Annotated in this window: 13 protein-coding genes and 1 pseudogene; 5 read left to right on the forward strand and 9 right to left on the reverse strand. The window is 61.5% G+C overall.

The features are described 5' to 3' along the window. From Q8O69_RS10515 to Q8O69_RS10525, 3 genes and pseudogenes are all read left to right on the forward strand, one after another. A pseudogene (locus Q8O69_RS10515) lies at positions 1–393 on the forward strand (AMP-binding protein); the annotation flags it as partial. 260 nt (positions 394–653) lie between these two features. Next, entirely contained in the window at positions 654–1,061 is a 408-nt protein-coding gene (locus tag Q8O69_RS10520) for a hypothetical protein (protein ID WP_305591920.1), read from the forward strand. Between the two features lie 8 nt (positions 1,062–1,069). Beyond that, positions 1,070–1,579, forward strand: coding sequence for a GNAT family N-acetyltransferase (locus Q8O69_RS10525; RefSeq protein ID WP_305591922.1), 510 nt, complete (start codon positions 1,070–1,072; stop codon positions 1,577–1,579). Between the two features lie 106 nt (positions 1,580–1,685). On the opposite strand, the gene Q8O69_RS10530 is transcribed toward Q8O69_RS10525, so the two are convergent. The 4 genes from Q8O69_RS10530 to Q8O69_RS10545 form a co-directional block, all read right to left on the reverse strand. After that, the gene (locus Q8O69_RS10530; RefSeq protein ID WP_305591970.1) at positions 1,686–2,057 is read right to left on the reverse strand and encodes a hypothetical protein; all 372 of its coding nucleotides are present in this window, start codon (positions 2,055–2,057) and stop codon (positions 1,686–1,688) included. A gap of 2 nt (positions 2,058–2,059) precedes the next feature. Continuing rightward, entirely contained in the window at positions 2,060–2,863 is an 804-nt protein-coding gene (locus tag Q8O69_RS10535; protein WP_305591924.1) for a putative RNA methyltransferase, read from the reverse strand. After that, on the reverse strand, positions 2,857–4,014 hold the full coding sequence (dapE, locus tag Q8O69_RS10540; protein WP_305591927.1) for a succinyl-diaminopimelate desuccinylase: 1,158 nt from the start codon (positions 4,012–4,014) through the stop codon (positions 2,857–2,859). Before dapE ends, Q8O69_RS10535 begins: the two co-directional genes overlap by 7 nt. Before the next feature lie 93 nt (positions 4,015–4,107). Then, on the reverse strand, positions 4,108–6,702 hold the full coding sequence (locus tag Q8O69_RS10545) for a glycosyltransferase (RefSeq protein WP_305591929.1): 2,595 nt from the start codon (positions 6,700–6,702) through the stop codon (positions 4,108–4,110). 251 nt (positions 6,703–6,953) lie between these two features. Here Q8O69_RS10545 and tcdA point away from each other — a divergent pair, with 251 nt between their 5' ends. Continuing rightward, complete coding sequence (gene tcdA / locus Q8O69_RS10550) at positions 6,954–7,775, forward strand: tRNA cyclic N6-threonylcarbamoyladenosine(37) synthase TcdA (RefSeq protein ID WP_305591931.1); 822 nt, start codon at positions 6,954–6,956, stop codon at positions 7,773–7,775. Between the two features lie 74 nt (positions 7,776–7,849). Beyond that, positions 7,850–8,653 carry a substrate-binding periplasmic protein gene (locus tag Q8O69_RS10555; protein WP_371136100.1) on the forward strand — a complete coding sequence of 268 codons (804 nt, stop codon included), beginning with the start codon at positions 7,850–7,852 and terminating at the stop codon, positions 8,651–8,653. On the opposite strand, the gene Q8O69_RS10560 is transcribed toward Q8O69_RS10555, so the two are convergent. From Q8O69_RS10560 to dapC, 5 genes are all read right to left on the reverse strand, one after another. Beyond that, entirely contained in the window at positions 8,632–9,063 is a 432-nt protein-coding gene (locus Q8O69_RS10560) for a SufE family protein (protein ID WP_305591934.1), read from the reverse strand. The genes Q8O69_RS10555 and Q8O69_RS10560 overlap by 22 nt on opposite strands. Continuing rightward, positions 9,060–10,265, reverse strand: coding sequence for an aminotransferase class V-fold PLP-dependent enzyme (locus Q8O69_RS10565; RefSeq protein WP_305591936.1), 1,206 nt, complete (start codon positions 10,263–10,265; stop codon positions 9,060–9,062). The genes Q8O69_RS10560 and Q8O69_RS10565 overlap by 4 nt, the downstream gene beginning before the upstream one ends. A 177-nt stretch (positions 10,266–10,442) precedes the next feature. Further along, positions 10,443–11,477, reverse strand: coding sequence for a 2,3,4,5-tetrahydropyridine-2,6-dicarboxylate N-succinyltransferase (gene dapD / locus Q8O69_RS10570; RefSeq protein ID WP_305591938.1), 1,035 nt, complete (start codon positions 11,475–11,477; stop codon positions 10,443–10,445). Between the two features lie 39 nt (positions 11,478–11,516). Further along, complete coding sequence (locus Q8O69_RS10575; RefSeq protein ID WP_289239274.1) at positions 11,517–11,864, reverse strand: ArsC family reductase; 348 nt, start codon at positions 11,862–11,864, stop codon at positions 11,517–11,519. Next, positions 11,864–13,060 carry a succinyldiaminopimelate transaminase gene (gene dapC / locus Q8O69_RS10580; protein WP_305591940.1) on the reverse strand — a complete coding sequence of 399 codons (1,197 nt, stop codon included), beginning with the start codon at positions 13,058–13,060 and terminating at the stop codon, positions 11,864–11,866. Before dapC ends, Q8O69_RS10575 begins: the two co-directional genes overlap by 1 nt. Positions 13,061–13,081: the final 21 nt, after the last annotated feature.

The following is a 13,081-nucleotide window of genomic DNA, read 5'->3' on the forward strand; positions in this document are numbered from 1 at the left end:
GGCTGGTTGAAGACCGGCGACATCGCGGTGATCCAGGAAGACGGTTACATGCGTATCGTCGACCGCAAGAAGGACATGATTCTGGTGTCCGGCTTCAACGTCTATCCGAACGAGCTGGAAGATGTGCTGGCCACCCTGCCGGGCGTGCTGCAGTGTGCAGCCATCGGTGTGCCGGACGAGAAGTCGGGTGAAGCGATTAAGATCTTCGTGGTGGTCAAGCCAGGTGAAACCCTGACCAAAGAGCAGGTTATGGAGCACATGCGCGCCAACGTCACCGGTTACAAGGTGCCGAAAGCCGTGGAGTTTCGCGACGTATTGCCGACCACCAACGTCGGCAAGATCCTGCGCCGCGAACTGCGTGACGAAGAACTGAAGAAACTGGGCGAGAAGTAAACGTCCAGCTAAACAAAACCTATGTCCAGCCACTTGTTAATACATAGTTGGATCTTTTCAGGTTGCGGCCACATCAATACCCCTTTATGAGGGGTATTTTTTTAACCGGAAAATATGCTGGCTCTAACGCAACTCGGCATCCGAAGCCCCGCTTTAGGAGCGTCGAACCATTTACGGAGCGGTTGCCGTTTTGTTATTTAGGCTGTGTCGTAGGTGTCAAGCGAAATGTGGTAAATTGTATGCGCGCAGAGGGATACACCGTGAGCAAACCAGTTCAACATAAAACTACGCGGCTCACCGCCGGCAAAAAACCGTCGATTACCATCCATAGTGAGGACGGTAAGATTACGGCTTTTCTGTCGAATGCTGACGCTGTAGTTGAGCGGCATGCCACTAAAAGCCTCGCAGGTAGCACTTTTAGTCAAAGCTGGGTGCTCAATGCTCATCGTTCAGCGCGTGCACCGCACTTGTCGAACGTCGAGCGCGAGCTGGCGGAGCTCAAGAGGGTCGTTGCGGCACTGGCCGTTCGATCTGTTGCGCATGAAGAGAAGGCGGTTGGTTTTGACGTCGAGGGCATGACTGTGCTTGATGCCAACACGGCATACCAACTGCTGGATACCCCCCCAGAGCCCACTGAGGCGCTTCGCAACCTGCTTGTCTTGCGCTAAGGGCATTTATGCACTTCATTACCGTCGACTTCGACAAGTCGATTGAACGCTCTGTCTTTGATTGCGAAGTGCACTCTGCCCTAAATACGTACATTGCCCAGCACGCAGGGCAAGATGAGAAACGCAATGTTTCACGCACATTTATGTATGTCGAAGACGGGGTGTTGCTGGGCTACTACAGCTTGGCGAATGCCTCCGTAGCACTCGAAGAACTCAGTGAAGAGCAGAAAAAGAGGATGCCTCGGTACCCTATGCCGGCAGTGCTGTTGAGTCGTCTGGCGGTTGACAAGGGTATGCAGGGTGTGGGGCTTGGCCAACGGCTGATGTCAGACTTTTTCCGCCGCGTGTATACGGTTTCTAAGCAATCAGGTGTGGCTTTTGTTGTGGTCGACGCGAAAGACCAGGAAGCTGCCGATTACTACCAGCGCAAGCTGGGGTTTGTGCCGTCAACGAATAACCCACTGCGCCTGGTGCTCTCTACTGCAACTTTGATCCAGGCGTTCAAGGATAAGGAATAACTTCTCGGCTAACCCTCAAGGCCTTTGATTTTGTCGCGAGCATAGCTGACACCTTATCTAGTAATAGTAAGGGGCGCGATTGGTCTTTTGCCAGCTACTCACTCGGTTAGCCCGTGCGCCAGGTGATTTCCTCCACCCCATCGGCACTGATACGCATCCAGCGGTCGGCTTGCTCGTCGCTTTCTTCTTCCTGCCAGCCGCCCGGTGCGCAACGCACTTCAACATTCAGGGCGGTGAAGGCGGCTTGGGCGCAGGCCAGGTCGTCAGCCCAGGGTGTGGCGTCGCTTTCCAGGAACAGGCTGTTCCATTTGCCGACAGCCTTGGGCAGCCAGGTGACAGGTACGTCACCGGCCATGCACTTATAGGTCTGGCCTTTCTGCTGCCAGGGCGTGCAGTTGCCCAGTGCGCTGTTAAGCCACTCGCCGATGGCGGTGTGGTCGGCGTCTTTCAGGTAAATCTCGATATCCGGTTGGCGCATGGTCATAGTCTCTCGATCCAGTCGTAGCGGATGGCAACAGTCACGTCGCAGGGTTCGGCGATTACCGCCGCGCGCTTCTCGGCGCTGGCGCGCCAGCCGTGCGGGGTCATGGCCAGCAGGTCGGCGCGGGCCTCGCTGCTTTGCAGGTGCAGATTAAAGGTCAGGGTCTCGCTGTGGGCCAGGCGCATGCCATCGGGGATCAGCTCCAGGTGCTTCTGATCATCGTAGTCGCGCACTTCGTCATACAGCTTCTGCCGCAATTCCATCAGATGCTCACTGGTCGGCCCCATACGCAGCAGGCCGCCGCCGGGGGCGAGCAGGCGTTTGGCTTCCTGCCAATCCAGTGGGCTGAAGACGCTGGCCAGCAGTTGGCAGCTGGCGTCACTCAGCGGCACGCGAGCCATGCTCGCCACCAGCCAGTTGAGCTGGGGCGCGCGCTTGCAGCCGCGTTTGATCGCCTCGCGGGAGATATCCAAGGCGTAGCCGTCGGCTTGCGGCAGGGCGTCGGCAATCTGCGCGGTGTAGTAACCCTCGCCGCAACCGATATCCAGCCAGCGCGCCGGGTTATAACCGGCCGCCAGTTCGGCCAGGCGCTTGGCCAGCGGCGCGTAATGACCGCCGTCGAGAAAGCGCCGCCGGGCTTCGACCATGGCGGCGTTGTCGCCTGGGTCGCGGCTGTTCTTATGCTGCACCGGCAGCAGATTCAGGTAACCCTGGCGTGCACGGTCGAAGCGGTGGTTGGCCGGGCAGGTGACGCCGTTATCGAGCGTTTGCAGCGGCGCCTGGCAGATGGGGCAGATCAACATGCGAGCAGATTGACCAAGGTTTGATAGTAAATTTCGGTCAGCACATCCAGATCACTGGCCAGTACGCGCTCGTCGACCTGGTGGATGGTGGCGTTGACCGGGCCGAGTTCGACCACTTGGGTGCCGAGGGTGGCGATAAAGCGTCCGTCGGAGGTGCCGCCGCTGGTCGAGGGTTTGGTGTCGCGACCGGTGACAGCCTTGATGCTGGCGGCCACGGCGTCGAGCAGGGCACCCGGCTCGGTGAGGAACGGCAGGCCGGAGAGGGCCCAGTCCAGGTGGTAATCCAGACCGTGCTTGGCGAGGATTGCCTCGACGCGCTGCTGCAGGCCTTCGACCGTGGATTCGGTGGAGAAGCGGAAGTTGAATACCGCCGTCAGCTCGCCAGGGATCACGTTGGTCGCGCCGGTACCGGCGTTGAGGTTGGAAATCTGGAAGCTGGTGGGCGGGAAGAAGGCGTTGCCGTCATCCCAGTGCTCAGCAGCCAGTTCGGCCAAGGCCGGCGCGGCCAGGTGAATCGGGTTGCGGGCCAGGTGCGGGTAGGCCACGTGGCCTTGCTTGCCGCGTACGCTGAGGGTGCAGCCGAGCGAGCCACGGCGGCCGTTTTTCACCACGTCACCGACCAGGGTGGTGCTCGACGGTTCGCCAACGATGCACCAGTCCAGGCGCTCGTTACGTGCGCGCAGGCGTTCAACCACGGCCTTGGTGCCGTGGTGCGCCGGGCCTTCTTCGTCGCTGGTGATCAGAAAGGCGATACGGCCCTTATGGTCCGGGTATTCGGCGACAAAGCGCTCAACGGCGATGATCATCGACGCCAGGCTGCCTTTCATGTCCGCCGCGCCACGGCCGCAGAGCATGCCGTCTTCGTCGATCAGGGCATTGAATGGCTGATGCTGCCAGTTCTGTACCGGGCCGGTGGGCACCACGTCGGTGTGGCCGGCAAAGCACAGCACAGGACCCTCTTGGCTGCCGTGGCTGGCCCAGAAATTGTCCACTTCCTCGATCCGCATCGGTTCGATGGTAAAGCCGCAGGCAGCCAGACGACGTGTCATCTGTTCCTGACAGCCTTCATCCAGCGGCGTAACGGACGGGCGACGAATCAGCTCGCAGGCAAGCTCCAGCGTCGGGGAGAGGGGCGTGGCGTTGACGGTCATTGCGGCTCCGGGGCGGCATCAAGCGGAAAGGCCGCCATCTTAAAGCAAAACGGCGGCCATTGGCCGCCGTCTGGCATTCAAGCGCGGCTGTAATCAGCTGGCCGCAGCGGTTTCCTGCGATCTGGCCTGCGGCGCCGGCAGCGACGACAGCAGGGCCATGATCAGCGCCGCCAGGTAGGGCAGCGATTGCACTAGGAGCATGGCCACCCAGAACTTCACGTCGGCGCTGGGCAAGCCCTGAACGATGCTGATGCCGATGGCCGAACCCCACAGCAGCAGCATGATAAACACCTCTTCGCGGGCCTCGGCCAAGGCCACCAGAATGCCGTGGTTGCTGGCCATCTTCGGTGTGCGGAAGAACGGGATGGTCTTGGTAAAGGTGCCGTAGAGCACCGCCTTGGCAATCGTGTGCGACAGCGCCAGGCCCGCCAGCGCCGCCTGGAATGAGCGCACCAGATCGACGCCCATGGCCTTGCGGTAGAGGAACAGGATCTTGCCCAGCTTGAAGAAGAACAGCGCCAACGGCGGGATGGCGAAGATCATCAGCGGCGGGTCGACCCGCTGCGGCACGATAATCATCGCCGCCGACCAGAGCAGCGCACCGACGGTGAAGAAGATATTCAGGCCATCGGCGATCCATGGCAGCCAGCCGGCGACAAAGTGATAGCGCTGACCGGTCTTGAGTTCGGAATCCTTGCCGAGGAACAGGCTGCGCGCATGACCCTTCATGATCTGAATGGCGCCGTAGGCCCAACGGAAGCGCTGCTTCTTGTAGTCGATAAAGGTGTCCGGCATCAGCCCCTGGCCAAAGCTCTGGTGGGCATAGGCGGCGGAGTAGCCTTTCTCGAACACGCGCAGGCCCAGTTCGGCATCTTCACAGATGGTCCAGTCGGCCCACTTCAGTTCGTCCATCACCGTGCGGCGGATCATGGTCATGGTGCCGTGCTGGATGATCGCGTCGCGGTCGTTGCGCGTCACCATGCCGATATGGAAGAAGCCTTTGTATTCGGCGTAGCAGAGTTTCTTGAAGATATTCTCGTTGCCGTCGCGGTAATCCTGTGGCGACTGCACCACGGCAATCTGCGGATCACTGAAGTGCGGCACCATGTACTTGAGCCAGTTCTTGTCGACGCAATAGTCGGCGTCGATCACCGCCACCACTTCGGCATCTGGCGCGGTATGCGGCAGGATGTAGTTCAGCGCGCCGCCCTTGAAACCGGCAATCGGCGCGACGTGGAAGAAGCGGAAGCGCGGCCCCAGGACTTTGCAATAGGCCTCTACCGGCTCCCACACGGCCGGGTCCTTGGTGTTGTTGTCGATGATGATGACTTCGTAATCCGGGTAATCCAGCGCGGCCAGGGCGTCGAGGGTCTGTTTGACCATCTCCGGTGGCTCGTTGTAGCAGGGCACGTGGACCGAGACCTTGGGCCGGTAGGCACTGTCGGCTAGCACCGGCTGGAACGGCCGGCGGCGCGTACGGGTCCAGGCGGTTTCGGCCAGCTCGTGGGCTTCGGTGAGCAGCACGATAAACACGCCGAAGGCGCCGATACCCAGCAGCAGACCGACCAGGGTGCTGAACCATGTGCTGTATTGCTGGCTGTAGTCGTAGCCGATCCACACCAGGGCGGAGCCGCCGGCGAAGGCGACAACGGTAAGGAAGGTGCGGCCGCGCTGGCGCAGGGCGCTGCCGTCGATCAGCATCAGGGCGAGGCTGAGCAGGGCCAGTACCACCGAGGCGATGGCCAGCAAACGCCACTGCGGAATTGCCACCACCGGTCCTTCGAAGGCGAACTTGGCCTGGCGATCGAGGTTGTACACGCCCCAGTAGGCACCGACCGAGCCTTCATCGCTGGCCTTCCACGGCTGGTCGAAGGCTTCGATAACGAAGTAGTTGTAGCCCTTGGCGTTCAGCGCGTTGACCAGGGTGCGCAGGTAGATGGCCTGATCCGCCTGGGAAGCATCGGCGCCGCCGCGCATGCGTCCGTTACTCGGCCAGCCGACCTCGGAGAGCAGCAGGGGCTTTTTCGGGAAGAGTTTTTTCAGGTCCTTGGCGCGTTCGAGGACGAACTCGGTGGCGTCTTCCATCGGCACAAACTCCCAGTAGGGCAGTACGTGGGCCGCGACCAGGTCGGTGTGTTGTGCCAGTTCCGGGTATTCCTGCCAGATGTGCCACTGCTCGGAGGTGGTCACCGGCACCTTGACTGCTGCGCGCACGCGGTCGATGTAAGCAATCAGGTTCTCTGGGGTTACTTCGCTGCGGAACAGGGCTTCGTTACCGACCACCACGCGCACCACGCTGCGTGAGTTGTTGGCAATTTCGATGGCTTTGACGATTTCCCGCTCGTTGCGCTCCAAGTCCGGACTGATCCAGATACCCAGGGTTACGCGCAGGCCGAACTCTTCGGCCAGCAACGGGATATTGCCCAGCGGGCCGTCTACCGAGTAGGTGCGGATGTTGTCGGTTTGCGTACTCAGCAACTCCAGGTCGGCACGCATTTGCTCATCGCTGGGGTAGGTGTCCTGCTGCGGGTTCTGCCCGGCGCGGAAGGGTGAAAATGAAAATCCGGAGATTTGTTCCGGCCAGTCCGGTGCGGTTACCGGGCGGTTGTACAGCGCCCAGATACCGGTAAACACGGCGGCAATTGCCAGGAACATGACCAGGTTCAGTCCAAACTTACGCGAAGGCATAGTGTGCAGGTCCAGCGAAGGGGCAATAAAAAGCGACGAGCGTCGGGTGGCGCATGCTACGCCGCCGCCATTGGGCTGTATAGCGTGGCGGGTCGGCATATTGATGGGACGATGGGCGGCCTTGAAGGTTCCTCTGGTGGCTATGTGCTATTGCTGTTCATCGGTTAGGTCGGTTTAGACTCAGACAGCGCTTGGGCGCAGCTTGCCGACTACCTATAATGCGCGCCGCTTGTGGCTTGCGAGAGAGAAAAATGCCTGTGGATGAACAACGCTTTGCCGGAATCGCACGACTGTATGGCCGCGAGGGTGCCGAACGGCTGGCGGCTGCGCATGTGGCGGTGGTTGGCATTGGCGGCGTGGGCTCCTGGGCTGCGGAAGCCTTGGCGCGTTCCGGGGTTGGTGAGATATCCCTGTTCGATCTGGATGATGTCTGCGTCAGCAACAGCAACCGCCAGCTGCATGCCCTCGATAGCACGGTCGGTCAGCCCAAGGTTGAGGTGATGGCGGCGCGTATTCGCGCAATCAATCCGGCCTGCGTGGTGCATGCGGTGGCGGATTTTGTGACCCGCGAGACCATGGCCGAGTACATCACCGAGCAGCTGGATGCGGTGATCGACTGCATCGACAGTGTCAACGCCAAGGCCGCGCTGATTTCCTGGTGCAAGCGGCGCAAGATTCAGGTGATCACCACCGGCGGCGCAGGCGGGCAGATCGACCCGACGCAGATCCAGGTCGGCGATCTAAACAAGACCTGGAACGATCCGCTGGCCTCCAAGGTGCGTTCCACCCTGCGCCGCGACTACGGTTTCTCGCGCACGCCAGGGCGCAACTACAGCGTGCCGTGCGTGTATTCCAGCGAGCAGCTGCGCTATCCCAAGCCCGACGGCACGGTGTGTCAGTACAAGGGCTTTGTCGGCGAAGGGGTCAAGCTCGACTGCGCCGGCGGTTTTGGTGCGGTGATGATGGTGACCGCCACCTTCGGCATGGTGGCCGCTGCGCGCATCGTCGATAAATTGGTCGCCGGTACGCGGCGACCGGCGGAGCGGCGGCCCGCAAATGTTGATGTTGGCTAAGATGTAAAGAATGACCGGTTGCGGTCGATGTTCAGCAGGGATGTGCTGGTAGTTCTCTTTTGAGGTGTGCTGTGTTGTCCCTGTTGCGTCATGTGTTACGTCATATCCCGCGATCTGTGCTGCTGTTTGCAGCGCTTTCTGCCTGCCTGAGCGCCCATGCCAACCCGGTTGTGCGGATTGGCACCGGTGACTGGGTGCCCTACGTCGATCAGCAACGCGAAGATGGCGGCGCCCTGTCGCGACTGGTGCGCGATATTTTCAAGGCGGCCGGTTATCAGGTCGAGTTGGTCTATTACCCCTGGGATCGCAACCTGCTGATGCTCGAACAGGGCGGCCTGGATGCGGTGATGCCGTATATCTGTAACAGCGCCCGTCAGCGTGTTAGTACCTGCAGCGATGCGGTGGTGAAGGGCGAAGTGGTGCTGTTCCAGCGTAAGGACCGAGCACTCGACTGGCAGCATGTGGAAGACCTCAAGGCTTTTAGCATCGCCACCACCCTGGGCTATTCCTATGGCCCGCAGTTTGATGCGGCGGTGCAGAACGGGCAGTTGCAGGTGCAGCAAAGCGGCAAGGAAGACACCGGTTTTCGCTTGCTGGAGCTGGGGCGCGTGGATTTTCATCCGCAAGACCGCGCTGTGGGCTATGCCATGCTGCGGCGGATGTTTACTCCAGAAGCACGCGCGGCAATCACTCATAACCCACGGCTGTTGAATACCGAGCCGCTGCACCTGCTGTTTCGCAAGGGCGATGCCAAAGCCGATCAGCTGCGCAAGGTATTCAATAGCGGTTTGCGCCGCTTGGCGCAGAACGGTGAGTTGGAGCGTTTGCAGCAGGCCTTGTATTCCGGCAATGCCGATCAGTGGCGCGCTGCGCCCTGATCGGCCGTATCCAGCAAGTGCTGCATCCGCGTGAGCACGGCCTGTAGGCCATTGCTACGCGAGGGCGACAGGTGGCGCGCCAGGCCGAGCTGAGTAAACCAGTCCGGCAGATCCAGCTGCGCCAGTTCGGCCTGGGTTAAACCATTGACCCGCGCCAGCAGCAGCGCGAGCAGGCCGCGCAGCAACCGTGCATCGCTGCTGGCGCGAAACTGCCAGTGTGCGCCGTCGCGCTCGGCCAGCAGCCACACCTGACTTTCACAGCCTTGCACCCGGTTGGCTTCACAGCGTTCTGCGTCGTTGAGCTGGGCAAGCTGGTCGCCCCACTGCATCAACAGGCGTGCGCGCTGCTCCCAGCCGGGGCAGGCGCTAAAGGCCTGCAACGCAGCTTGCGCGTTGGTGGGTAGGTTCACTGCAACAGCTCCAGGGCCTGATCCAGAGCGCTGAAGAAACGCTGTAGATCGTCGGCATCGTTATACAGCCCCAGGGATACGCGAATCGCCCCGCTCAGGCCGAGGCCCTGCAACAGCGGCATAGCGCAGTGATGGCCGGCGCGCACGGCAATGCCTTGCTCGGTCAGCAGGTGAGCGAGGTCGGCGTTGTGCACGCCGTCGACCACAAAGCTGGCCAGGGCGACAGTGGGCGAGCCGAGCAGGCGTATGTCCTGACGCTGTCGCAGCCCAGTAAGTAGCTCGCTATGCAGGGCTGTTTCGTGGGCGCTAACGGCGCTGGCATCGAGGTTGCTCAGGTAATCCAGGCTGGCGCCAAGGGCGATCACCGAGGCAATCGGTGGCGTACCGGCCTCAAAGCCCAGCGGCGCGGGGCGAAAGCTGGCGTTGCTGTAGTCGGTGTGTAGCAGCATCTCGCCGCCAAACTGCCAGTGCGCCAGCTGCTCCAAGGCCTGCGGGCGACCATAGAGCAGGCCGACGCCGTCCGGGCCATAGAGTTTGTGGCTGGAGCAGATATAGAAGTCGCAGCCCAGCGCCTGCATATCCTGGCGACCGTGCACCACACCCTGGGTGCCATCGACCAGAGTCAGCGCGCCTTGCGCCTCTGCCAGTGCGAGCAACTGCTCCAGCGGTTGCCAGCAACCGAGCACGTTGGATAGCTGGCTGACCGCCAACAGGCGGGTGCGCGGACCGATCAGCTGCGCTGCGTGCGTGAGGTCGATCAGGCCATGGTTATCCAGCGGTAACACCACCAGCTTGAGCTGCCGGCGCAGTGCCAGTTGCTGCCAGGGCAGCAGGTTGGCGTGATGTTCTAGCGTGCTGATGACGATCTCGTCGCCAGGTTGTAGACGCTGCTCCAGGCCGTAGGCCAGCAGGTTGAAGGCTTCGGTGGCGCTGCGAGTAAAGATGATCTGCTGCGCGTCGGGCGCATTTAGCCAACGTGCGATCTTCTCGCGTGTGGCTTCGAAGGCGCGGGTAGCACGCTCGCCCGGCAGATGCTGGGCGCGATGCACGTTGGCTGCGCCGCCGGCGTAATAGCCGAGCAGGGCATCGAGCATGGCCTGGGGTTTTTGTGCGGTGGCGGCGCTGTCCAGATAGGTCTGGCCTTCAGCCGCAAGGGCCTGAATACCAGGGAAGTCAGCACGCCAGGGGGAATGGATAGGCATGGGCAGGCAATCGAGACCGTAGGATGGGTTGAGCGCAGCGATACCCATAATGAGCGTGATGGGTATCGCAATGCTCAACCCATCCTACAAAACTATCCCGTAGGGTGCGCCGTGCGCACCGGGGCGCACATGGGCTTGTGGTGCGCACGGCGCACCCTACGGTCAGGCATCTCTAGATCAATTATGGGCGTGCAGGGCTTCGTTCAGCTCGATAGCCGACTTGTGGGTTTTGCACTCCACAGCGCCGGTTTGCGAGTTGCGACGGAACAGCAGGTCCGGCTGACCAGCCAGGTCGCGGGCCTTGAGCACCTTAACCAGCTTGTTGTCGGCATCCAGCAGCGCCACCTTGGTGCCGGCGGTGATGTACAGGCCGGACTCCACGGTATTGCGGTCGCCCAATGGGATGCCGATACCGGCGTTGGCGCCGATCAGGCAGCCTTCGCCCACCGAAATGACGATATTGCCGCCACCGGACAGAGTGCCCATGGTCGAACAGCCGCCGCCCAGATCCGAACCCTTACCGACAAATACGCCCGCAGACACGCGGCCTTCGATCATGCCTGGGCCGGCGGTACCGGCGTTGAAGTTGACGAAGCCTTCGTGCATCACGGTGGTGCCTTCGCCCACGTAAGCGCCCAGGCGGATGCGTGCGCTGTCAGCAATACGCACGCCAGCCGGCACCACGTAGTCGGTCATTTTCGGGAACTTGTCCACCGAGAAGACTTCCAGCAGGTCGCCTTTCAGGCGCGCTTCCAGTTGACGCTCAGCCAGTTCGCTGAGGTCGACGGCGCCCTGGCTGGTCCAGGCCACGTTCGGCAGCAGCGGGAAGATCCCGGTGAGGTTCAGGCCGTGCGGCTTGACCAGGCGGTGCGACAGCAGGTGCAGCTTGAGGTAGGCCTCAGGCGTGCTGGTCAGGGCAGCGTCTTCGGCGAGCAGGGTGACCACCAGCGGCTTTTGGCTTTCGGCCAGACGGGTGAGCAGGGCGGACTGCAGGCTGTCGACATTTTTCAGCGCTTCGGCCAGATCGCCGGCCTGGCTGTTGTTGATCGCAATGGCCTGGTTGCCGCCCTGGTAGGCGAGTTTTTCCACCACTTTGGCGACCAGTTCGCTGCTCGGGTTGAGCAGTGGCTGGGCGTAGAAGACTTCCAGCCAGGTGCCCTGACGGTTCTGGGTGCCAACGCCGAAAGCCAGGCTGAAGAGGGTTGTGCTCATGCTGTTTTCCTTACCGCAAATTCGTGTGGGCCGGCTGGTTCAAACCAGTTCGGCGGCATAACGGTCGGCTTTGAAGCCAACCAGGGTCTTGTTGCCGAGATCCAGCACCGGGCGTTTGATCATCGACGGTTGGGCGAGCATCAGTTCGATCGCCTTGTGCTGATCGAGGTCGCTTTTCTGCGCCTCGTCCAGCTTGCGAAAGGTGGTGCCTGCACGGTTCAGGATGGTTTCCCAACCATGCTCATTGCACCACTTTTCCAGGTTGCCACGGTCTATGCCGCAGGCTTTGTAATCATGAAAGGCGTAGCTTACCCCGTGCTCGTCGAGCCAGGTGCGAGCTTTTTTCATGGTGTCGCAGGCTTTTATGCCAAACAGGGTCTTGCTCATCAGAGGCTCTTCACAAAGTCGCGGATACGTTCGGCTGCGGCCACGCACTCGGCCAGCGGTGCGACCAAGGCCATGCGCACACGGCCGGCGCCTGGGTTGCTGCCGTCCACCGCGCGCGACAGGTACGAGCCGGGCACCACGGTGACATGCTCGCGGGCAAACAGCTCGCGGGTAAATGTTTCATCGTCTATCGGGGTTTTTGCCCACAGGTAGAAGCCGCCATCCGGGCGCTGCACATCCAGCACGCCTTGCAGAATCGCCAGCACTGCGTCGAACTTCTCGCGGTACAGGTCGCGGTTGGCTTTGACGTGGGCTTCGTCGTTCCAGGCGGCGACGCTGGCCAGCTGGGTTTGTACCGGCATGGCGCAGCCGTGGTAGGTACGGTACAGCAGGAAAGATTTCAGAATGTCGGCGTCGCCGGCGACGAAGCCCGAACGCAGGCCTGGCAGGTTGGAGCGCTTGGACAGGCTGTGGAACACCACGCAGCGTTTGAAGTCGTTGCGGCCCAATTCGGCACAGGCGGTCAGCAGGCCGGCTGGCGGGTTGCCTTCATCGAAATACAGCTCGCTGTAGCACTCGTCGGCGGCGATCACGAAGTCGAATTTATCGGCCAGGGCGATCAGCTTTTTCAGCGTCGGCAGCGGGATCAGCGCGCCAGTCGGGTTACCGGGCGAGCAGAGGAAGAGGATCTGGCAGCGCTGCCAGACGTCGTCGCTGACGGCATCGAAATCCGGGTTGAAGCCGTGTTCTTCCAGGCAGGGTAGGTAGTGTGGCTGCGCGCCGGCGAGAAAAGCTGCGCCTTCATAGATCTGATAGAAGGGGTTGGGGCTGACTACCAAACCATCCGCATCACGTTTGACCACCGCTTGGGTAAAGGCAAACAGTGCCTCGCGGGTGCCGTTGACCGGCAGCACGTGGCGCGCCGGATCGAGCACGCCGGCCAGCAGGCCAAAGCGGCGACCGCACCAGTTTGCGATGGCTTCACGCAGCGCCGGAATGCCCAGGGTGGTCGGGTAGACCGCAAGCTGGTCAAGATTGGCGCGCAGCGCCTCAGCGACAAACTCTGGCGAGCGGTGTTTCGGCTCGCCGATCGACAGGGCAATCGGGCTCTTGTCGGCGGCTACCTGCACGCTGCCCAGCAGGGCGCGGAGCTTTTCGAACGGGTAGGGCTGCAGCTGGTTTAACGCGTCGTTCATTGTTGCTTCCTGAGTTGTGCC

It is taken from the genome of Pseudomonas sp. (genome assembly GCF_030690725.1).
Lineage (GTDB): Bacteria > Pseudomonadota > Gammaproteobacteria > Pseudomonadales > Pseudomonadaceae > Aquipseudomonas.

Coding starts and splice junctions, on each gene's coding strand:
- Q8O69_RS10525 (WP_305591922.1), top strand. CDS start 1,070: ATGCACTTCATTACCGTCGACTTCGACAAGTCGATTGAACGCTCTGTC.
- Q8O69_RS10530 (WP_305591970.1), bottom strand. CDS start 2,057: ATGCGCCAACCGGATATCGAGATTTACCTGAAAGACGCCGACCACACC.
- Q8O69_RS10535 (WP_305591924.1), bottom strand. CDS start 2,863: ATGTTGATCTGCCCCATCTGCCAGGCGCCGCTGCAAACGCTCGATAAC.
- dapE (WP_305591927.1), bottom strand. CDS start 4,014: ATGACCGTCAACGCCACGCCCCTCTCCCCGACGCTGGAGCTTGCCTGC.
- Q8O69_RS10545 (WP_305591929.1), bottom strand. CDS start 6,702: ATGCCTTCGCGTAAGTTTGGACTGAACCTGGTCATGTTCCTGGCAATT.
- tcdA (WP_305591931.1), top strand. CDS start 6,954: ATGCCTGTGGATGAACAACGCTTTGCCGGAATCGCACGACTGTATGGC.
- Q8O69_RS10565 (WP_305591936.1), bottom strand. CDS start 10,265: ATGCCTATCCATTCCCCCTGGCGTGCTGACTTCCCTGGTATTCAGGCC.
- dapD (WP_305591938.1), bottom strand. CDS start 11,477: ATGAGCACAACCCTCTTCAGCCTGGCTTTCGGCGTTGGCACCCAGAAC.
- Q8O69_RS10575 (WP_289239274.1), bottom strand. CDS start 11,864: ATGAGCAAGACCCTGTTTGGCATAAAAGCCTGCGACACCATGAAAAAA.
- dapC (WP_305591940.1), bottom strand. CDS start 13,060: ATGAACGACGCGTTAAACCAGCTGCAGCCCTACCCGTTCGAAAAGCTC.